This window comes from Saccharothrix sp. 6-C, from assembly GCF_016695385.1.
Classification (GTDB): domain Bacteria; phylum Actinomycetota; class Actinomycetes; order Mycobacteriales; family Pseudonocardiaceae; genus Actinosynnema; species Actinosynnema texasense.
Window position 1 is genome coordinate 5805408 of record NZ_CP064192.1, and the last position, 19153, is coordinate 5824560.

Below are 19153 nucleotides of genomic sequence, written 5' to 3' on the forward strand. Positions count from 1 at the left end.
CACAGCTGAGCGCAGCTCCGCTCGAACACCCCCGGTGCAGGTCGACCGCCATCGACGCAGCATTGTTCCGCCTCAATTTTGTTAGCGATAACAAGGCAAATTGGCCTTGCATTCCGCGAGAGGAACACCATGCGAGACTCCCTGGCGACGAGGAAGGGCCCGGTCCACCGCCCGCGACTGCGGGTGGTGCCGGTGGTGGCGCTGTCCCTCCTCGGCGTCGTCCTCCCGGTGTCCGGCGCCTCGGCCGCCACGGTGGACACCACCGCCTCGTACGTCCTCGTCAACCGCACCAGCGGCAAGGCGCTGGACGTGTACGGACGCGCCACCACCGACGGCGCCCGGATCTCCCAGTACACCCGCAACGACGGCGCCTGGCAGCAGTGGCAGTTCATCGACGCGGGCGGCGGCTACTACCGCGTCAAGTCCAGGCACAGCGGCAAAGTCCTGACCTTCCCGTCCACCGCCGACCGCGCCGGCCTGGTGCAGAGCACCGACGCCGACCGCGCAGACCGGCAGTTCCGGCTGGCCGACTCCGCCGGCGGGCACGTGCGCCTGCTCAACCGGGCCAGCGGCAAGGCCGTGACCGTGCTCGACTCCGCCACCACCGACGGCGCCCGGGTCGGGCAGCTCCCCGACACGGACCGCGCGGACCAGCAGTGGCAGCTCGTCAAGCTCGGCGCCGACACCACGCCACCGACCCCGCCGGGCAACCCCCGCACCTCGAACCTGACGTGCGCCGGGGTGACGTTCTCGTGGTCGGCGTCCACGGACGACGTCGCGGTGGCCTTCTACGACATCTACCACGACGGGCAGCTCATGACGTCGGTGCCGGGCACGGCGCGGTCGGCCGACCTGACCGTCGCGCCGGGCGCCACCTGGGGCCTGTACGTCAACGCCCGCGACGCCGCGGGCAACGTCTCCCAGGCCAGCTCCACGGTCACCATCACCGTGCCGCAGTGCCAGGCCGACACCGAGCCGCCCACCACCCCCGCCGGCGTGACGGCGACCGCGTCCGGCACGACGGTCACGGTGCGCTGGACGGCGGCCACCGACAACGTCGGCGTCACGGGCTACGAGATCCTGCGCGACGGCGCCCAGGTCGGCTCGACCAGCGGCGCGACCACGACGTCGTTCACCGACAGCGGCCTGACCGCGAACACCCGCTACCAGTACCAGGTGCGGGCGCGTGACGCGCAGGCCAACCGCTCGGCGGCGAGCACGGCCGTCGCCGTCACCACGGGCAGCACGTGCGCCACGGCGCTGTGCTCGGTCACCAAGGTCGCCTCCGAGACCGACCTGCCGTGGGGCCTGACCACCCTGCCCGGCGGGCAGGTGCTCTACGGCCGCCGCGACGCCTTCGAGATCGTCCGCCTCGACCCCGCCACCGGCGCGAAGACCACCGTCGGGCGCGTGCCGAACGTGGCGGGCACCGACGGCGAGGGCGGGGTCCTGGGCCTCGCCGTGGCCTCCGACTTCACCGCCGACCCCTGGCTGTACGTCATGCACACCACCACGACCGACAACCGCGTGGTGCGCATCCGCTACACCGACGGCGCGCTCACCGGCACCCCGCAGGTGCTGCTGACCGGCATCCCGCGCAACAAGTACCACAACGGCGGCCGGCTGCGGTTCGGCCCGGACGGCACGCTGTACATCGCCACCGGCGACGGCCAGAACGGCGACTGGGCCCAGGACCTCGACAACCTCGCCGGCAAGGTGCTGCGCATCAAGCGCGACGGCACGATCCCCGCGGACAACCCCTTCGGCACGCCGGTGTGGAGCTACGGCCACCGCAACCCCCAGGGCCTGGCCTTCGACTCCCAGGGCCGGTTGTGGGAACAGGAGTTCGGCAACTCCGTCATGGACGAGACCAACCTGATCGTCCGCGGCGGCAACTACGGCTGGCCGGCCTGCGAGGGCACCACCGGCAGCTGCGGCGAACCCGGCTTCGTCGCGCCGAAGCGCACCTACCCCGTCGCCGAGGGCTCGTGCAGCGGCATCGCCGTGGTCCGCGACGCCCTCTACATCGCCTGCCTGCGCGGCGCGCGGCTGTACCGGGCCGAGATCTCCGGCGACGGCCTGACCAACGTCGAGCAGCACCTCAACGGCGTCCACGGCCGGCTGCGCACCGTGGAACCGTCCGCCGACGGCGGCCTCTGGCTGACCACCAGCAACCGGGGCGACAAGGACAGCATCGCGAACAACAGCAACGAAAGCATCCTGAAAGTCCAACTCGGACGGTGAACCGCGCCGCCGGGCCGGGCGGACGTCCCGGCCCGGCGGCACGGCTTCCCCGACCACGAAGGGAGTCGCCATGACTCACCGCAGGACGTCGCGCCACCGCCGCACGCGCACCCTCACGGCGGTGGCGATCGCCATCGCGGGCCTCGTGACCCCCGGCGCGCCCGGCGCTCTCGCCGCCGCGGCGACGGCCGCGCCGTGCACACCCGGAGCGACCTACGGGCCGCCGTTACCCGCGCAGTCGGTGTCCGCCCAGCTCATCCGAGGGGGGTTCAACTTCCTCGAGGGCCCGACCTGGGACCAGCGGACGGGCACCTTGCTGCTGTCCCACATGCAGAACCCCAGCGGCCCCCAGGGCGTGCAGCCGTCGTCCGTGCTCCGGTACACGCCACCGGCCACCTTCGAGACGTTCATCGCCGACTCCGGCAGCAACGGCCTCGCGGTCACGCCCGACGGCACGCGGTTGCTCGCCGCCACCCACGACAACCGCACCCTCTCCTCCTACAGCCTGGCCGACCGCAGCCGCGCCACCGTCGCGGCCAACTACCTCGGCCGCGCGTTCAACTCCCCCAACGACGTGACCATCGGCCAGGACGGCACCACCTACTTCACCGACCCGAACTTCCAGCGCGGCAACCGCGCCGACGAGCAGGGCGGCCGCACCGGCGTCTTCCGCGTGCGCGACGGCGTGGTCAGCCTCGTCGACGACACCCTGCGCCAACCCAACGGCATCGTCCTGTCGCCCGACGGCAGGACGCTCTACGTCGGCGCCACCAGCAGCAACGCGATCATGAAGTACACCGTCTTCCCCGACGGCAGCACCGGCAACCGCACGACGTTCGCGAGCATGCGGACGCCCGACGGCGCGACCGTCGACTGCGCGGGCAACCTGTACTGGGCCTCCTACGACGAAGGTCTCGTCCACGTCTTCTCCCCGTCGGGCGCGCGGCTCGGCACCGTCTCCGCCGGGCGCAACAGCACCAACGCGGCGTTCGGCGGACCGGACGGGCGGACGCTGTTCATCACCTCCGGGATCGCCGGCGGCGGGTTCGGCCTCTACCAGACCCGCCTGAACGTGCCGGGCAACCCGTACTGAGCGAGCCTCGGCGCTACTGCCGCTGGTGTTCCGGCACGACACCAGCGGCAGCCGCCGCCTCGCCGCCCTCGGGCGCCGCCGGGGCGGCCAGGCTCCCGAACCGCAGCGCCAGCTCGGCGTTGACCTCCACGTGGCGGAGCAGGAACGCCCGCTCGTCCAGCCGCTTGCGCCGCAACCACCCGGTGACCTCGGTGTTGCACTTGCTCGCGTTGCACGATCCGCACGCGGGCACGATGTTGTCGAGCGTGTACCGCCCTCCGCGTGACAACGCCTGCACGCAGTCCTTCTGGAGGGGCACGCCCGCGGCCCCGCAGTAGGCGCAGCCACCCCAAGCCGCCTTGAGCGCGGTCCACTCCGCCACGGAGAGGTCGTTCTCGGCGCGCTCCATCCGGCGCTTCCGCTTGCGCGCGGCACGTACCTTCCTGCTGCCTCCCACGGCCATGCGGCGGACCTTACGCCCACCGATCGTGTGCCGGACCACGACCTTGTTCGATCTTCACTGAAGCTATAGAGATGTCGAAGGTCAGGCCGGCGTGCCGCGGTGGCGCTGGTAGTGGCGGGCGGAGCGGGCACGGTTGCCGCAGCCCGCGGAGCACCACTCCCGGCGGGGGTGGTTCTTGAGGAAGTACAGGACGCAGGCCGGCGCGAGGCAGGCGCGCAGCTGGTCGCGGGTGTCCCCGCCGAAGAGCGCGACGGCGTCCTCGGCGATGGCGGAGACGGCGGCGGAGGCAGCCGGTCCCCCGGTGCGCGGGTGCCGCGAGGGCGCCCCGCCCGGCGCCCAGGACAGCGCCGACCACCTCGGCGTGTCGCCGGCGGCCCGGTTGAGCGCGGTCACGGCCGCTTCGAGGCCGCGGTCGGCGACGGCCGCCGGGCGCGGGTCCCCGGTGACCTCGGCGGCCAGCCGGCGCAGCGCGTCGCGCAGGCCGATCAGCCGGTGGCCGAGGCGGTCGAGGTCGGCCGCGGTGAGCGCGTCGAGGTCGCCGGGCGCCATCAGGTCCGTCCGGGCGGCGACGGCGTGCAGCCAGGCCTTGATGCCGTCGCGGTCGCGCAGCGAGTCGTGCACGCCGTCCCGGTCGGCCCAGATGGTGTTCATCAGCTCCACCGGGAGCGGTTCGCCCAGCAGCGGCGCGTCCGTGTCCATGCCGTGGAGGCTAGCGCACTTCTAACGGTTGCCCAGGCCTCTGTCCGTTGACAGCGGACATGCGCGCGTGCGACAGTTCTTCTAATGGTTACTGGCGTGTCCAAGCGTCAGAATGGGTGCCGAAGGAGCGTTGCCGCATGACCGGTCCCACCCACGCCGAACGCACCGACACCACCGGCTTCCACGAGGGCGAGCTGGCCGTGCAGCGCCTGGCGGGCGTCTCCGCGGCCGCCGCGCGGCTCTCCGGGATGGCGGCCCCCGGCCGGCTGGGCCTCGGCGCGGCCCGGTTCCTGGCGGAACGGACCTTCGCCGCCCTCACCGCGCGCGACGCCGACGGCACCCTGTGGCTCTCCCCGCTCACCGGCCCGCCGGGGTTCCTCCACACCGACTCCCCGACCACCCTCGCCGTGCGGACCCGCCCGGCCGAGGGCGACCCGCTCCGCGACCTGCCGGCCGACCAGCCGGTGGGGCTGATCGCGATCGAGTTCGCCCTGCGCCGGCGCCTGCGCGTCAACGGCACGCTGTCCGACGCCGGGCCCCGCGGGCTGCGCGTCGACGTCGAGCAGGCGTTCGGCAACTGCCCGCAGTACATCCAGGCCCGGCGCCTGCGCGGCGCGCCCGTCACCGCCCCCGGCGCCGCGCCGGTCCGCCGCGGGACGGACCTCGCGCCGGAGGACGTCGACCTGATCCGCCGGTCCGACACCTTCCTGCTCGGCACCACCCACCCGACCCGCGGCAACGACGCCTCGCACCGCGGCGGGGCTCCCGGGTTCGTCCGCGTCGAGGACGGGAAGCTGTGGTTCCCCGACTACCCGGGCAACAACATGTTCACCACCCTGGGCAACCTCCGGGCCGATCCCGACGCCGCGCTGCTGTTCTCCGACTTCGCCACCGGCCGCACCCTGCACCTGTCCGGCCGGGCCGAGGTGGAGTGGACCGCCCCCGGCGTCCCCGGTGACGACGGCCGCACCGGCCGCCGCGTCCACTTCACCCCCCGGCAGGTGCGCGCCGGCCACCTGCTGCCGCTGCGGGCCGGCCCCGCGGCGCCGGCGCCCGACAACCCGCCGCTCACCGCACCGTGAAGGACAGCCCGTGACCGCCGCACGTCCGCCGTTCCCGCCGTTCGACCTCGACGCCGCCCTGACCGGGGTCCAAGCCGCCGAGGACGCCTGGAACACCCGCGACCCGCACCGCGTCGCCCTCGCGTACACGCCGGACTCCGCCTGGCGCGACCGCGACGCCTTCGTCACCGGCCGCGACGAGATCGTCGACTTCCTCACCGCCAAGCGGCGGGACAGTGGTTCCGCTCCTACGGCAACGAGCTGTGGGAGTTCGCCGACGACGGCCTGGTGCGCCGCCGCGAGGCGAGCATCGACGACCTGCGCATCGACGAGGCCGACCGCCGCCACTTCGGCCCTCGGCCCGAGCACGAGCGAGGTCCCGGCCACGACCTCCCGCTCGCCTGACGTCGGCGGGTGACAGGGCGGCACGGTGGGGTGAACGGCGTCGCGCCGGGTGGCGCGGTGGTCGGCGGCGGAGGTAGGCACGAGTGGTGCGGCGAGGACCGGAGCCGCCGTCGACGTGTTGTCTCCGTGAGGGATGGGCGATGTCCGCACCGACGCTGAACCACCGGGCCACCGGGTACGACGCCCGCCAGGCGTACTGCATGGCGAAAGCCGCCGAGCTGGCCTACCGGGACCGGGACGAGGTCGAGGCCACCGCCGCGGGGTGGGGCTTCGACCGGGTGCGGCACCACCACTCGACGTTCGAGCCGCCATTCGCGATCAGCGACACCCAGGCGTACACGATGGCGAGCCCCACGATGATCGTCACCGCGTTCCGGGGCACGGAACCGGCGCGGTTGCGGGACTGGCTGTCCGACACGACCACCCCGCCGTGGCCGGGACCGGCGAACACCGGCCTGGTCCACTACGGCTTCGCCGAGGCGTTGCGCGCGGTGTTCCCGTCCGTGCTCGCGGCCGTCGAGGAGCTGCGGGACGACGAGCAGACGGTGTGGTTCACCGGGCACAGCCTCGGCGGCGGCCTGGCCATGCTGGCCGCCGCGTGGCTGCACTTCGAGGAGCCCGCGCTGTCCGCGCGGGGCGTCTACACCTTCGGGCAGCCCCGGACGTGCAACCACGCCCTGGCCGACGCCTACGACCGGGCGCTGTCCGGGCGGACGTTCCGGGTGGTCAACAACAACGACGTCGTCGCGCAGGTCCCGCCCGAGCCGGTGTTCCGCCACGTCGCGGCACTGCGCCACATCGACTCCTCCGGCAGGGTCCGCACCTCCACGTCCGTGGTGGGCAACCTCCTCGACCGCGGCAAGGGGATGACCGCCGACCCCTTCGCCCCCGCCGCCGACGGGGTGCGGGACCACCTCATGAAGGCCTACGTGGCCGCCCTGGAGAAGAACCTCCCCTGAGCCCCCGTCCGGTACTGGTAGGGGATCGCCGACGCTGGCGCGCCCCGGGCTGAGCGGTCAGCTGGTCGCCGGAGCCGGCACCCGCTCGGCGTCGTCCGCGGGGCGGGTCCGGCGCAGCGCGGTCATCCCGACCACCGCGAACACCACGACCACCGAGGCGCCGATGACGGCGACGGTGTGCAGCCCGGCCGCGAAGGCGTCCCGCGCGGTGGCGAGCACGTCGGCCGCCAACGGGGCGGGGAGGGCGCCCGCCGCCTGCACGGCGCCGGCCATGCTGTCCGTCGCGAGGGCCGCGGTCTCGGCGGGCACCTCCGGGGGAAGGACCACGTGGTCGCGGTAGACGGCCGTGCCGACGCTGCCGAACACCGCGATCCCCATGGCGATGCCGAACTCGCCGCTGGTCTCCGACATCGCCGAGGCGGCGCCGGCCTTGCGCGGCGGCACCGAGCTCACCACCATCTCGGTGCACAGCACGCCCTGCGGGCCCATCCCGAAGCCCGCGATCGCCATGCCCGCCACCACGAACGCCACCCCGCCGTCGCCGGTGGCCCGGGTGAACAGCACGATCCCGCCCGCCGCGACCAGCATCCCGAACCCGAGGACGAACTCCGGCCGGAACCGCCGCGCCAGCCGCGGCGCGATGAGCGACCCGACGACCACCGCGCCGGCCTGCGGCACCAGCCAGAGCCCGGCCTGCACCGCGCTCAGCCCGGCGACCAGCTGCAGGTACTGGCTGACCAGCAGGAAGACGCCGCCCATGGTGAGCGCGCCGACCAGCATGACGCCCACCGCCGCGCTGAACGCCCGCACCCGGAACAGCCGCAGGTCCAGCACCGGGTCCGCCAGGCCGCGCTGACGGCGGACGAACACCACGCCCACCGCGACGCCGGCGGCGAGCACGACCGCGTTCAGGACCGACACGCCGTCCTTGGCCGTCTCCTTGAGGGCGTAGACGACCGGCAGGATCGCGCCGAGCGACAGCACCACGCTGGCCGGGTCGAGCCGCCCGGCGGCGGTGTCGCGGTACTCGGGCAGCAGCTTCGGCGCGACGACCAGCAGCAGGACCATGACCGGCACGGCCATCAGGAACACCGAGCCCCACCGGAAGTGCTCCAGCAGCACGCCGCCGACCACCGGCCCGACCACCATGCCGCCCATGAAGCAGCTCATCCACACCGCGATCGCGGTACCGCGCTGCCGCGGGTCCCGGAACATGTTGCTGATCAGCGCCAACGTGGACGGCATCAGCGTCGCGCCGGCGATCCCGAGCACGGCCCGCGCCGCGATGAGCGCCTCCGGGCTGGTGCTGAACGCCGCCAAGACCGACGCCGCGCCGAACGCCGCGCCGCCCGCCATCAGCAGCTTCCGCCGACCGATCCGGTCGCCCAGGGTGCCCATCGTGACCAGGAACCCGGCGATCATGAAGCCGTAGACGTCGATGATCCACAGCAGCTGGGTGCCGCTCGGGCGCAGGTCGGCGGCCAGGTGCGGCACCGCCAGGTGCAGCACGCTCATGTCCAGCGACAGCAGCAGCGTCGGCAGCGCCAGCACCGCCAGCCCCCACCACTCGCGTCGTCCTGCCCTCATCGCCGTCTCCCCCGTCGTCTCGGTGGTGTCCTGTCACCCTTGAGTCGAACGGCGACGGCCCGGATCGACAGCGCGGCCGGAGGTTTCTCCGAGGACTTCCTTCGAGCGGTGGGGCGACCGGCCTGACCGGTGGTCCGACCCGCGCGTCCCTGCGATAGTGACTCCGGTGGGACGACCTGAGGATGACGTGAGCGCGCTCCGCGCCCTGGCCGGGTTGGCCACCCCGATGGCGCTCCGGGTCGCGGTGACCCTGGGGTTGCCGGACCGGCTGCTCGGCGACGGTCCCCCCACCGACGACCTCGCGGTCGAGCTCGACGTCGACCCGGTCGCGCTCGGGCTCCTGCTGGCCCACCTCGCGGAGCTGGGGGTGGTCGAACGCACCCCCGCCGGCTACCGGACGACCGAGTACGGCGCGCACCTCCGCGCCGACGCCGGCAACGGCCTGGCCGACCTCCTCGGCCTGGACGCGGCGGGCGGGCGCGCGGAGCTGGCGTACGTCGAACTCGCGCACAGCGTCCGCACCGGCCGGGCCGCCTACCCGCGCCGGTACGGGCAGGACTTCTACGCGGACCTGGACGAGCACCCGCGCCTGCGCGAGTCGTTCGACCGCCAGATGACGCGCCGGTTCCGCGCGCACATCCCGACGATCGCCGCCGCCTTCGACTGGTCCCGGTTCGCCACCGTCCTGGACGTGGGCGGCGGCCAGGGCGGCCTGCTCGCCGCGATCCTGCTCGCCCACCCCGGCACCCGCGGCCACCTGGTCGACCTCCCGGCGACCGCCGCCGAGGCCCGCCGCGTCTTCGCCGCCCACGGTCTCGAAGGCCGGGCCGAGGCGACCGCGGGCAGCTTCTTCGACCCGCTCCCGTCCGGCGCGGACGCCTGCGTGCTGTTCGACGTCCTGCACAACTGGGACGACGAGCACGCCGACCGCATCCTGGGCCGGTGCGTCGAGGCCGTCCACCCCGGCGGCCGCGTGCTCGTCGTCGAAGGGGTCGGCGGGCTGCGGGCGAGCAGCGCCAGCGACCTGGACATGCTCGTGATCTTCGGCGGCCGGGAGCGGCGCCTCGACGAGTTCCGCGCGCTGGGCGCGTCGCACGGCTTGGCCCTGGACGACGTCGTCGTCCTGACCGACCACCGCTGCCTGCTGGAATTCCGGCTCACGGCCGGGTAGGCGACACCGGGCACCTCATCACCGACCGGAACTCGCCGGCGTCACTTCAGCGCGAGTTCACGCTTTTCCGTTAACGCACAGTGATCATCCCGGTACCATCCGTCAGAGGGTGGACCGCGAGGGGGCGGCATGGGCGTTCCTCGGCGTGATCGACTCGGGCGACGGGTCGTGCACAACGGGTTCGACGGGCAGGCGGAGACCGTCGTCCAGGCCGGCGTGATCAACGGCGACCTGATCACCCCGCGGGCGCGGCCGGTGCTGGACGACGCCGCCGACCTCCTGGCGGCCGTGGTGCGCCGGCAGTGGGAAGCCGAAGCGGAGGTGCGCGCGCTGCGGCGGCCGGCGCCGTTGCGCCTGCGCTGGGCGCCCACCCACCGACCGGTCTCCTACCCGGACGCGGCGGCGATCACGGGCGGCGACCTGGACGACCTGGAGCGGCTGTCCGCCTCGCTCGCCGACCGGCAGTTGGTGGTCCTCGGCGCGCCCGGCGCGGGCAAGTCCGCGACCGCGCTGCTGCTCGCCTTGGCCCTGCTCGAACGCCGCGCGCCCGGCGAACCCGTGCCGGTGCTGCTGTCCGTCTCCTCGTGGAACCCGCACAACGAACACCTCGAGGACTGGATCATCCGCCGGCTGGAGACCGACTACCCGGCGTTGCGCGACCGTGCCGCCTACGGGCGGCACGCGGCCCGCCGCCTGGTGGCCGGGCAGCGCCTGCTGCCGCTGCTCGACGGGCTGGACGAGCTGCCGCCGGACCTGCTCGCGCCGGCGCTGGAGGGTGTGCGCCGCGCGTTCGGCCCCGGCAGGCCGCTGGTCCTGACCTGCCGCGGTGACGAGTACGAGGACGCGGTGCGCACCGGCGGCGTGGGGCTGCCCGCCGCGGTGGTCGAGCTCGAGCCGGTCGCCGCCGACGACGCGATCGAGTTCCTCGCCGCCTCGTTGCCGCGGGTCGTCCGCCGCTGGGCGCCGGTGCTCGACACCCTGCGCGCGAACCGGGACCCGGTGCTCGCGCGGTCGCTGTCCACGCCGTTGACGCTCAACCTCGCCCGCGCCGTCTACGGCCGCCCCGACCGCGACCCCGCGGAACTGGTCGACCGGCGCCGGTTCGCCGACCCCGCCGCCCTGGAACGGCACCTGCTCGACTCGCTGGTGACCGCGGTCTACGGCGACCCGCCGCCCCCGTCGCCGAGGCTCGCGCCCCTGCCCTCGAACACCGGTCGCTACCCGGCCGACCGCGCCCGCCGCTGGCTCGGCTTCCTGGCCCGCCACGCCGCCGGGAACGCGGGCGGCGACATCGCCTGGTGGCGGCTGCCCCGGCCCCGCCTGGTCCTGACGACCGCCATCACCGGCCTGTTCTTCCGGGCGGCGGCCAGTGAGCACTCCGCCCTCGCGGTCGGCTTCGCGCTGGGTGTCGCGTTCACCTGGCTGATCGGCACGGTGCGGCGCCGGGCGCCGTGGCGTCACGTGCTCCTCGCACCCGTGGTGCTCGGCGTGGCGGTCTTCTTCATCGTCTACCGCTACCCCGGCTCCCCCGGCACGATCGCGGCGGCCGGGGTGTCGCTCGCCCTGCTGGTCGGCATCGCCCTGTCGGTGAACCGCCCACCGCACCGGACCGGGCTGCGCCTGCACGGGCGTGGCAAGGCGATCATGGCCAGGATGGCGCTCAGCCTGGTGCTCACGGCCGCCGCCGCGGCCGCGGCGGTGCTCCTGTACGGGATGCGCGACGGACGGGAGCTGGTGGTGCTGCCTCTCGCGCTCGGCGTGACAGTGGCCGTGGCCTTGGGGCTCGGCGCCTGGCTGACCGCCCCACCGGACAGGTTCAGCGTGCCCCGACCGGACAGGTCCCTGCGAGGTGACGTCGCGTCGACCGCCGTGCGGCTGCTCGCCTGGGTCATGGCGTTCCAACTGCTCGTGGTGGTCACCGTCGTCGTGAGCGGCAAGTCCGTCGACACCCCGATCCTGTTCGCGGCGCTGAGCTTCGGGGTCGGCACCGGACTCGGTTCCGTGGTCGACAACGCCTCGGTGCTGTACGCGGCCTCACTGGCCTGGTGGGCGTTGCGCGGCAAGCTCCCGTGGCGGCTGATGCGGTTCCTCGACGACGCGCACCGACGCGGCGTGCTCCGGCAGACCGGCGCGGTCTACCAGTTCCGGCACGCCAGCCTCCGACGCCACCTGGCCGGGTCCGCATGAGGTCCGGTGGGCCTTCGCGCCCTCGGTCTGGTCGGAGCACACGACCGAGTGGACGACGGTGGTAGCGGACGACTTGTTCTTCGCCTGAATTGAGAGCTTGGCGACGTCACCGCCCGCAACGTGCACCGCCACGCCGAGCCTGCGGGCCACCCGGGGCCGAGGTGGTGCCCGCGGGGGCTGCCGGCGCGCACGCCCCCGTGCACGGCCACCCGCGTGTCCGGCTGCCCGACCGCGAGCCGCACCCACCCCGCGGAGGCGCGGTGCGCCGAGCCGGACGGAGGCCCGCGTCGTGCCCGCGTGCCGGCGGACGTTGTCGAGCGCCTCACGGGTCGCGTCGGCGAACACCGCCGCCACGTCGGACGGCAGCGCAGCTCGCGCCCGCCCCCGGTTCCCGCGCGGCGACGTCACCGGCGCCCCGGCCGGGAACGGGCACCCGGGCAAGGGCTTCCAGCCGGCGGCCTGACCGCGAAGCGACACCGTGCTCTTCGGCGGGCGGCGCGACGGGTGCCGCCGCACGGACGCGCCGGTCGACCGCCGACGGTCCGCCCGGGTCGGCCGTCAGGGCGCCCGGTCGTCGGACGACGGCCAGTCGAGCAGCTTCGCGCCCAGCACCGCGACCTGGAGCGACAACGCCTGGGTCGGGTCGTCCACGGTGTACCCGGTGAGTTCCGCGACGCGTTGCAGGCGGTAGGTCACCGTGCGGACCCCGAGGTGCAGCTCCCGTGCGCAGGCCGCCGTCACCTGGCCGTTGGCGAAGTAGGACGACAGCGTCTCCAGCAGCGGCCCGGCGCCGCCCCGGGCGCTGCGGAGGGGTTGCAGGACGACCGACACGAGGTCGGCCAACGCGGCGCTGTCGCGCAGCAGCACCCGGTAGACCAGCAGGTCGGCGGCCCGGTGCAGGTGTCCGGGCAGGTGCAGCCGTTCGGCGATGTCCAGGGCGTGCGTGGCCTGCTCGAACGAGCGGAGCACGCCGCCGGGGCCGGAGTGGGCGCGGCCCAGGCCGACCCGCCAGTCGGCGCCCGGCCCCAGGACGGCGGCCACCTGGCGCGCGAACTCGTCCGGCACCTCCGCCATCGTCTCGGGCGCGACGCAGACGAGCAGGCCCTCCTTGGTGGTGACCAGCACGCCGCGCGAGTCGACGCGCAGGGCCAGCGCCGTCTCCACGGCCCGGGCCACCTCGCCGCCGTCGACCACCGGGCGCGCCGAGCGGACGGCCGCCACGACGTTGCTGCCGGCCAGCCGCAGGCCGAACCGCTCCGCCCGTTCGGCCAGCTGCCCGAGGTTGCGCCCGTCGAGCAGGTCGTCGACGAACTCGCGGCGGAACGACTCCTCCTGGCGCACGGACCAGCGCTGCGCTTCCTCGTAGCCCTCCGCGAGCGCGGTGGCGGCCGCGTCGGCGGCTTTGAACACCGCCTCGCCCGCGGCGCGGACGTCGTCGGCGTCGGTCGCCGACCGCACACCGGCCAGCGACCGCCACGCCAGCCAGGTGGCGCTCAGGTGCAGGTCGATCACCCCGTGCAGGGTGACGCCGCGCTCCGCCGCGCGGGCGCCGACCTCCCGGCGGGCCCGGAGCTGCTCCGGCCGCAGCTGCCGCCTCGTCGTGCTGACCTCGTCCAGCTCCTCCAGGTAGCCCTCGAGGAGGTCGGCGGGCACGCCGTGCGCGTCGCGGCCGGCCAGGTCCGCGATCCCGGCCAACGGGTCGACCCCCTGCTCGGGCGTGCGGATCGCCCGCCTGGTTCTCGCCATGCGCAGGAGTCTGACAACCACCGGGACGTCGCCGTCGACGCGGCCCCCGCGCGGGGTGAACCTTGCGTTCAGCTTGCGAATCCGGGCAGGTGCCGGTGACGTGGGGCAGGATCGCGGTGTCATGGATTTCTCAGTGCTGCTGGTCGAGGACGACGAGCACATCAGGCAGGCCCTCGGCCTGGCCCTCGCGGACGAGGGCTTCGCCGTCACCGACGCGGTGTCCGGCGAGGAGGCGCTCGGCCTGCTCGCCGCGGCGGAGCCGGACGTGGTGCTGCTGGACCTGATGCTGCCCGGCGTGGACGGCCTGGAGGTCTGCCGCACCCTGCGTGCGCGCGGCGACCTGCCGATCATCATCGTGACCGCCCGCGCCGACGCCGCCGACGTCATCGCCGGGCTCGAGGCGGGCGCCGACGACTACGTCACCAAACCGCTGGTCGCCAGCGTCCTCGCCGCGCGCATCCGCGCCCTGCTGCGACGGCGCGGCGGGGGTCGGCAGGACGAGGTGCTCCAGGTCGGGCAGCTGGAGATCCGCCCCGACGTCGGCACGGTCCACCGGGACGGCGCCGAGGTGCACCTCACCCGGACCGAGTTCCGGCTGCTGGTCGAGCTGGCCTCGGCGGGCGGCCGGATCGTCACCCGCGAACAGCTCCTGCAACGCGTCTGGGGCTACGACTACTTCGGCGACACCCGGCTGCTCGACGTGCACATCCGCCGGCTGCGCCGCAAGGTGGAGGCCAACCCCGACGACCCCGCCCTCGTGCTGACCGTGCGCGGCGCGGGGTACCGGCTCGACGCGGACTCCTGACGTGGGGATTCGCCGGCCACCTCGTGAGTGGTCCTCCTCACGGACCGATCTGCGCTGGTGAGCGGTTGTGAATGCCTCACGGGGGTCGTATGGTTGTGGTGTACAGCTGCCACTACGGGGAGCGACGAATCGGGTTGAGCAGAAGCTCGGTTGTGTTGGTTCTGGTACCAACCGAGGAGTGCTCAGTGAGCGAAACCTGCACCGAGACGACACCCGCCACAGCCACCCGCATCACCGACCACGCAGGCATCACCGTGGTCGCGGTGACCGGTGAGATCGACATGTCCTGCGAGCAACCCATCCGGGCGACGATCCTGAGACAGCTGGATCGACGCCCCGACGGCCTCGTCCTCGACCTCGCCGAGGTCGACTTCTTCGGCTCGGCAGGCATCCAGCTGGTGGTGGAGGCGGCCCTGCGCGCGGAACGCCTGGACGTGCCGCTGGCGGTGGCGACCGACCGGCGCACCGTGCTGCGCCCGCTGGAGATCACCCTGGTGAACGAGACGGTCGACGTGCACCCCACCCTGCGCGACGCGCTCGCCGCGCTGCGCGCCGGCGTGCCTTCCCGGCAGGCGGCGAACCGGTAGTCCGCCGGACCGCGGCGTCGAGCGGACGACCGTCGCCGGGCACGACCCGGCAGGCGTCGCACGACCGCCGCGGCGCGTCCGCGCGCTGTCCGACGTCCCCGGGAGAAGAGCCGGCCGCAGGTGGTGTCCGCGGTCGGGGCCCGTGGCGCACCTCACCGGTGACGACGAGGACGGGTGTGGACAGGGACCTGGTGACGCGGATGGTCGCGGAGTGCGCGGCGCAGCCCAGTCGGGGCGACTGGGCTCGGGCGGTGTGCGCGGTGTCCGTGCGCGCGGTGGCGGGCGTGGACGGCGCGGCGTTGACGTTGCGCGGCTCGTCGCGGGCGCAGGAGATGCTGGGCACCAGCGACCCGTGGTCGGCCGGGCTGGAGGAGATCCAGTACACCCTCGGTGAAGGGCCCGCGGTGGAGGCGTTCGCCGGGGGCGGACCGGTGCTCGTCGCGGACGTGCACGCCGACCGGCTGCGGTGGCCCGGGTTCGCCGAGGCGGGCGCGGTGGTCGGGGTGGGGGCGGTGTTCGCGTTCCCGTTGCGGGTCGGCGACGTCCGGCTGGGCACCCTGGACCTCTACCGACGGCGCTCGGGCGCGCTGCGCGCCGACGCGGTGGCCGACGCCTCGGTGCTGGCCGACGTGGTGACGCTGGCCCTGCTGCGGCACGTCGAGCGCTTCGAGGAGGACGACCTGCGCCGGGTCGTGTCCTACCAGGACGTCGACGTGGCGACCGGGATGGTGGCCGCGCAGCTGCGGATCAGCCTCGACGACGCGTTCGCCAGGCTGCGGGCGCGCGCGTTCGCCACCGACCGCTCCGTGCGGGAGGTCGCCGGCGACGTGCTGGCACGCGGCGCCTCACCGGACCGGCTCGCCGACTGACCGGCGGGGTCCGTCAGCCGTCCGCCAGGATCTCCTCGATGAACTGCTCGGCGTAGTCGCGGAGCTTGACGTTCGCCCGCTGCGAGCGGTCGACCAGCATGTCGAACGCCTTGTCCGCGGACACCCGGTGCACCGCCATGACGATGCCCTTCGCCTGGTCGATGACCGCCCGCGAGGTCAACGCCTGCCGCAGTTGCACCGCCTGCCCGCGATCGCGCAGGTGGCGGCGGGCGCCGCGCAGCACCGTCTCCGCGGCCGTGGTGTACAGCTCCAGCAGCGCCGCGTCGAGCGCCCGGAACCCGTCCGGCCGTCGGCTGTAGAGGTTGAGCGAACCGGGCGCGCCCTCGACGCGGAACGGCGCCGACAGGTACCCGGCGACGTCGAGCCCCGCCACCAGCTCGCCGAACGACGGCCACCGGCCCGGCAGCTCGGCCGGCAGGGCGCGCACGACCTGCCCGGTCCGGGCGGCTTCCAGGCACGGCCCCTCGGCGGCCCGGTACTGCGCGTGGTCCACGTCCAGCGCCGCCTGGTCGGTCGCCGCGCCGGTCACCGGGTCGCCGTCGGTCAGCAGCGTGACGCTGACCAGGTCCGCGCCCGGGATCGCGTGCGCCACCTGTCTGCAGATCCGGTCGAGGACGACCGCCAGGTCCTCCTCCTGCTCCAGGAGCCCGGACAGCCCCTCCAACGCGCCGGTGACCTCGTCCAGCCGCCGGACCAGCCCTTCGGCGAGGTGGTCGTCCGCCACAACCCGCTGCCCGCCGCCCATCGCCATCCGCCTCCCGTCGGTGCCGGCCAACGCTGTGGCCCGCGGCCGCCACCACGACCCGTCGCCCTTATCGTGCCCACTTCGCGGCGCCGTCACACGTGCCGCACGAAGGCGTGACGCGGTTCGGGAGCGGACCGGCGACGCACCCGACCGGGGTTCGCCCCGGCCTTGCCGGGCCGGCGTCGCCGACCACGCCGGGGCGGATCATCCGGAAGTCGGGCCGAACGACCGGGAACAGGCACGCCTCCGGCTCCGCGCGGGCGTCCGGCGCGGCGTCGACGCCCGGGAGGCGCATCGCGCGTCGACACCGACGGTGTTCACCCGATCGGTACGTCGAAAGGCGCTACCGTTCGGGTGAGATGACCGCACCCACCGGGCCCGGGCCCACCAGAGCGCCGGGCGCGCTGATCCGCGCCGACCCGCTCGCGCGCCGGTTCCACCCGGACCACGCCGAGGCCGCGTACCGCGTGTTCTACCAAGGCGTCGGGCACGACGGCCGGGGCCGCCTGGTCACCGGGTCGGTGTTCATCCCCGAGGGCGCCCCGCCCGCCGACGGCTGGCCGGTGGTCAGCTACGCCCACGGCACCACGGGCCTGGCCGACCGCACCGCGCCGTCGCGCACCGGCCTGCTCCGGCTGGAACGCGCGCACATCGCCACCTGGCTGCGGGCCGGGTACTCCGTCACCGCGACCGACTACGAAGGCCTCGCCACCCCCGGCCCGCACCCGTACCTCAACGGCGAGGCGGTCGCCGACGACGTGATCGACATCGTCCGCGCGGCCCGGCGGCTCGACCACCCGCTGGACCGCCGGTGGCTCGTCGCGGGCTTCTCGCAGGGCGGCCACGCCGCCCTGTTCACCGCCCTGGTCGCCACGGGGTACGCGCCGGAGCTGGACTTCCTCGGCACGGTCGCGCTCGCGCCGCCCGTGCACCTGGCGCGGGTCATCGCCACCCGCACCAGCGACGCGTCCGGCGCCGTGTGCGCGTTCGTGCCGATCGTCCTGGCGGGCATGCGCACCCGGCACCCGGGCTTCGCCGCGGGTTTCCTCACCGAGCGCGGCGCGGGCCTGGTCGACCTGGCCGAACGCGTGTCCCTGGTCGAGATGTTCCGCGCCACCAGGGCGGTCACCAACGGCGAGACCGGCCTGACCGACCTGACCCGCCACGTCGACGTGGCCCGGGTGCTCGACGAGTGCCGCGTCCCGGTCACCCGCCTGGACCGCCCGGTCTTCCTCGCCGCGGCCGGGCTCGACGAGATCGTGCCGCCGGCCGTGGTCCACGACTTCGCCGACGACCTCGCCACCGCGGGCAGCGCGGTCCACCTGACCACCTACCCGGACGCCGACCACGGCACGATCCTCGCCGCCGCGCACCCCGACGCGACGGACTGGGCGACCGCGGTCACCGGCCACACCCACGCCCCGCCCGCGCCCGCCGCCCGCTTCGACCTGCTGGACGCGACCGGCGACGGCTACCTGCGGCGCGACGACTACGAGGTCTTCGCGCTACGGCTGGTCCAGTCGTTCGGCCACCCGCCCCGCTCGGCCGCCGCGATGGCCGTCCGCCTCGGCTACCGGGGCCTGTGGCGCGCGCTGGCCGCCGAGTCCGACACCGACGACGACGGCCGCGTCGGCAAGGCCGAGTTCCTCGCCTGGGCGGCCCGCGCCACGCACACCGCGTTCGACCGGACGCTAGGCCCGCTGGCGGCGGCCGTGCTGGCGCTGGTCGACACCAACGGCACGGGCGTCCTGGAACGCGACGAGTTCCTGACCCTGACCACCCGGTGCGGCCTGCCCGACCCCGACGCCCGCGCCCTGTTCGAGCGGCTCGACACCGATCGGCGCGGCACCGTCGAGGCGGCCGAGATCATCCGCGCCACCAGGGAGTTCTGCCTGGACCCGACGCCGGACAAACCCGGCCGGTGGCTGTTCGGCCGGTTCTGACCCCGCCGGCCCGGGGTCAGGTCTGCGGCCACATCGAGTAGACGACGTCGTCCCCGTCCGCGCACACGACCTGCGGCAGCGCCGGCTCCGGGACCTGGTTGCAGGTCATCGAGCCGACCACCAGCGGCGCGAGCCCGGGGGTCGGGTCGCGGCGCTGGGCGTAGTAGTCGACCAGCACCGCGGCGGCCCGGTCGCACGTCAGCCGGCCCGACGGGGTCTCCACGACGACGGCCAGCATCGGCTTGCCCAGCGCGCCGGGGAACGGGTCGTCGCAGTACCGGGCGGGCGCGCCCTCGTCGATCGTCGGCACCGGCACGGGGTCGGGCTCCGGGTCGGGTTCGGACGTCGGCTCCGGGGTCGAGTCGGAGGTCGGCCCGGACGTGGGCCCGGAAGTGGGCCCGGAAGTGGGCCCGGAAGTGGACTCCGCCCCGGCCGCGGTCGTCGGCACCCCCGCGCCGGAGCCGGTCACCGTCGCCGAGCAGCCCGTCACCAGCGCGAGCGCCGCGACAAGCAGCACCACCGGTGGCGCGCCCCGGCCCGCACCCGGCACGTCCTGGCTTCTCGCGGTCGATCGCCTCGCGGGCGGCAG

Annotated in this window: 17 protein-coding genes and 1 pseudogene; 12 read left to right on the forward strand and 6 right to left on the reverse strand. The window is 74.6% G+C overall.

Going from position 1 to position 19153, the window contains the following annotated elements:
• Window positions 1-129 precede the first annotated feature (129 nt).
• Window positions 130-2244 carry a PQQ-dependent sugar dehydrogenase gene (locus IOD16_RS24130; RefSeq protein ID WP_236594329.1) on the forward strand — a complete coding sequence of 705 codons (2115 nt, stop codon included), beginning with the start codon at window positions 130-132 and terminating at the stop codon, window positions 2242-2244.
• A gap of 70 nt (window positions 2245-2314) precedes the next feature.
• Complete coding sequence (locus IOD16_RS24135) at window positions 2315-3337, forward strand: SMP-30/gluconolactonase/LRE family protein (RefSeq protein ID WP_201436270.1); 1023 nt, start codon at window positions 2315-2317, stop codon at window positions 3335-3337.
• Between the two features lie 13 nt (window positions 3338-3350).
• On the opposite strand, the gene IOD16_RS24140 is transcribed toward IOD16_RS24135, so the two are convergent.
• Window positions 3351-3779 carry an HNH endonuclease gene (locus tag IOD16_RS24140; protein WP_201436271.1) on the reverse strand — a complete coding sequence of 143 codons (429 nt, stop codon included), beginning with the start codon at window positions 3777-3779 and terminating at the stop codon, window positions 3351-3353.
• 81 nt (window positions 3780-3860) lie between these two features.
• Window positions 3861-4478 carry a CGNR zinc finger domain-containing protein gene (locus tag IOD16_RS24145; protein ID WP_201436272.1) on the reverse strand — a complete coding sequence of 206 codons (618 nt, stop codon included), beginning with the start codon at window positions 4476-4478 and terminating at the stop codon, window positions 3861-3863.
• A gap of 137 nt (window positions 4479-4615) precedes the next feature.
• On the opposite strand from IOD16_RS24145, the gene IOD16_RS24150 reads away from it, so the two are divergent.
• The 3 genes and pseudogenes from IOD16_RS24150 (at window position 4616) to IOD16_RS24160 (ending at window position 6903) form a co-directional block, all read left to right on the forward strand.
• The gene (locus IOD16_RS24150) at window positions 4616-5560 is read left to right on the forward strand and encodes a pyridoxamine 5'-phosphate oxidase family protein (protein WP_201436273.1); all 945 of its coding nucleotides are present in this window, start codon (window positions 4616-4618) and stop codon (window positions 5558-5560) included.
• A gap of 10 nt (window positions 5561-5570) precedes the next feature.
• Window positions 5571-5944, forward strand: a pseudogene (locus IOD16_RS24155) (DUF1348 family protein).
• Between the two features lie 140 nt (window positions 5945-6084).
• Window positions 6085-6903, forward strand: a complete 819-nt coding sequence (locus IOD16_RS24160; protein WP_201436274.1) for a lipase family protein — start codon at window positions 6085-6087, stop codon at window positions 6901-6903.
• Window positions 6904-6960: 57 nt separating this feature from the next.
• Here IOD16_RS24160 and IOD16_RS24165 read toward each other — a convergent pair whose 3' ends face one another.
• A complete protein-coding gene (locus tag IOD16_RS24165) occupies window positions 6961-8490 on the reverse strand; it encodes an MFS transporter (protein ID WP_201436275.1) in 1530 nt (509 codons plus the stop codon).
• A gap of 187 nt (window positions 8491-8677) precedes the next feature.
• Between IOD16_RS24165 and IOD16_RS24170 the strand changes: the two genes are divergently transcribed.
• From IOD16_RS24170 to IOD16_RS24180, 3 genes are all read left to right on the forward strand, one after another.
• Complete coding sequence (locus tag IOD16_RS24170) at window positions 8678-9661, forward strand: methyltransferase (protein ID WP_442978057.1); 984 nt, start codon at window positions 8678-8680, stop codon at window positions 9659-9661.
• Between the two features lie 129 nt (window positions 9662-9790).
• Window positions 9791-11848 (forward strand): NACHT domain-containing protein, encoded by a 2058-nt coding sequence (locus tag IOD16_RS24175; RefSeq protein ID WP_201436276.1) that lies wholly within the window; start codon window positions 9791-9793, stop codon window positions 11846-11848.
• 289 nt (window positions 11849-12137) lie between these two features.
• Window positions 12138-12311, forward strand: coding sequence for a hypothetical protein (locus IOD16_RS24180; RefSeq protein ID WP_201436277.1), 174 nt, complete (start codon window positions 12138-12140; stop codon window positions 12309-12311).
• A gap of 95 nt (window positions 12312-12406) precedes the next feature.
• Here IOD16_RS24180 and IOD16_RS24185 read toward each other — a convergent pair whose 3' ends face one another.
• The gene (locus tag IOD16_RS24185) at window positions 12407-13594 is read right to left on the reverse strand and encodes a PucR family transcriptional regulator (RefSeq protein WP_201436278.1); all 1188 of its coding nucleotides are present in this window, start codon (window positions 13592-13594) and stop codon (window positions 12407-12409) included.
• Window positions 13595-13715: 121 nt separating this feature from the next.
• Between IOD16_RS24185 and IOD16_RS24190 the strand changes: the two genes are divergently transcribed.
• The 3 genes from IOD16_RS24190 (at window position 13716) to IOD16_RS24200 (ending at window position 15855) form a co-directional block, all read left to right on the forward strand.
• The gene (locus tag IOD16_RS24190) at window positions 13716-14399 is read left to right on the forward strand and encodes a response regulator transcription factor (RefSeq protein WP_201436279.1); all 684 of its coding nucleotides are present in this window, start codon (window positions 13716-13718) and stop codon (window positions 14397-14399) included.
• 185 nt (window positions 14400-14584) lie between these two features.
• Window positions 14585-14986, forward strand: a complete 402-nt coding sequence (locus IOD16_RS24195; RefSeq protein WP_201436280.1) for an STAS domain-containing protein — start codon at window positions 14585-14587, stop codon at window positions 14984-14986.
• Between the two features lie 176 nt (window positions 14987-15162).
• Window positions 15163-15855, forward strand: a complete 693-nt coding sequence (locus IOD16_RS24200) for a GAF and ANTAR domain-containing protein (RefSeq protein WP_236594331.1) — start codon at window positions 15163-15165, stop codon at window positions 15853-15855.
• Between the two features lie 13 nt (window positions 15856-15868).
• On the opposite strand, the gene IOD16_RS24205 is transcribed toward IOD16_RS24200, so the two are convergent.
• The gene (locus IOD16_RS24205; protein ID WP_236594332.1) at window positions 15869-16627 is read right to left on the reverse strand and encodes a GAF and ANTAR domain-containing protein; all 759 of its coding nucleotides are present in this window, start codon (window positions 16625-16627) and stop codon (window positions 15869-15871) included.
• 353 nt (window positions 16628-16980) lie between these two features.
• Here IOD16_RS24205 and IOD16_RS24210 point away from each other — a divergent pair, with 353 nt between their 5' ends.
• Window positions 16981-18564, forward strand: coding sequence for a lipase family protein (locus tag IOD16_RS24210; RefSeq protein ID WP_201436281.1), 1584 nt, complete (start codon window positions 16981-16983; stop codon window positions 18562-18564).
• A 16-nt stretch (window positions 18565-18580) separates the two neighbouring features.
• Here the strand turns inward: IOD16_RS24210 and IOD16_RS24215 are convergent, their stop codons facing one another.
• Complete coding sequence (locus tag IOD16_RS24215; protein WP_236594333.1) at window positions 18581-19114, reverse strand: hypothetical protein; 534 nt, start codon at window positions 19112-19114, stop codon at window positions 18581-18583.
• Window positions 19115-19153 lie beyond the last annotated feature (39 nt).

Coding starts and splice junctions, on each gene's coding strand:
- IOD16_RS24190 (WP_201436279.1), top strand. CDS start 13,716: ATGGATTTCTCAGTGCTGCTGGTCGAGGACGACGAGCACATCAGGCAG.
- IOD16_RS24130 (WP_236594329.1), top strand. CDS start 130: ATGCGAGACTCCCTGGCGACGAGGAAGGGCCCGGTCCACCGCCCGCGA.
- IOD16_RS24175 (WP_201436276.1), top strand. CDS start 9,791: ATGGGCGTTCCTCGGCGTGATCGACTCGGGCGACGGGTCGTGCACAAC.
- IOD16_RS24135 (WP_201436270.1), top strand. CDS start 2,315: ATGACTCACCGCAGGACGTCGCGCCACCGCCGCACGCGCACCCTCACG.
- IOD16_RS24165 (WP_201436275.1), bottom strand. CDS start 8,490: ATGAGGGCAGGACGACGCGAGTGGTGGGGGCTGGCGGTGCTGGCGCTG.
- IOD16_RS24205 (WP_236594332.1), bottom strand. CDS start 16,627: ATGGCGATGGGCGGCGGGCAGCGGGTTGTGGCGGACGACCACCTCGCC.
- IOD16_RS24150 (WP_201436273.1), top strand. CDS start 4,616: ATGACCGGTCCCACCCACGCCGAACGCACCGACACCACCGGCTTCCAC.
- IOD16_RS24185 (WP_201436278.1), bottom strand. CDS start 13,594: ATGGCGAGAACCAGGCGGGCGATCCGCACGCCCGAGCAGGGGGTCGAC.
- IOD16_RS24210 (WP_201436281.1), top strand. CDS start 16,981: ATGACCGCACCCACCGGGCCCGGGCCCACCAGAGCGCCGGGCGCGCTG.
- IOD16_RS24160 (WP_201436274.1), top strand. CDS start 6,085: ATGTCCGCACCGACGCTGAACCACCGGGCCACCGGGTACGACGCCCGC.
- IOD16_RS24140 (WP_201436271.1), bottom strand. CDS start 3,779: ATGGCCGTGGGAGGCAGCAGGAAGGTACGTGCCGCGCGCAAGCGGAAG.
- IOD16_RS24145 (WP_201436272.1), bottom strand. CDS start 4,478: ATGGACACGGACGCGCCGCTGCTGGGCGAACCGCTCCCGGTGGAGCTG.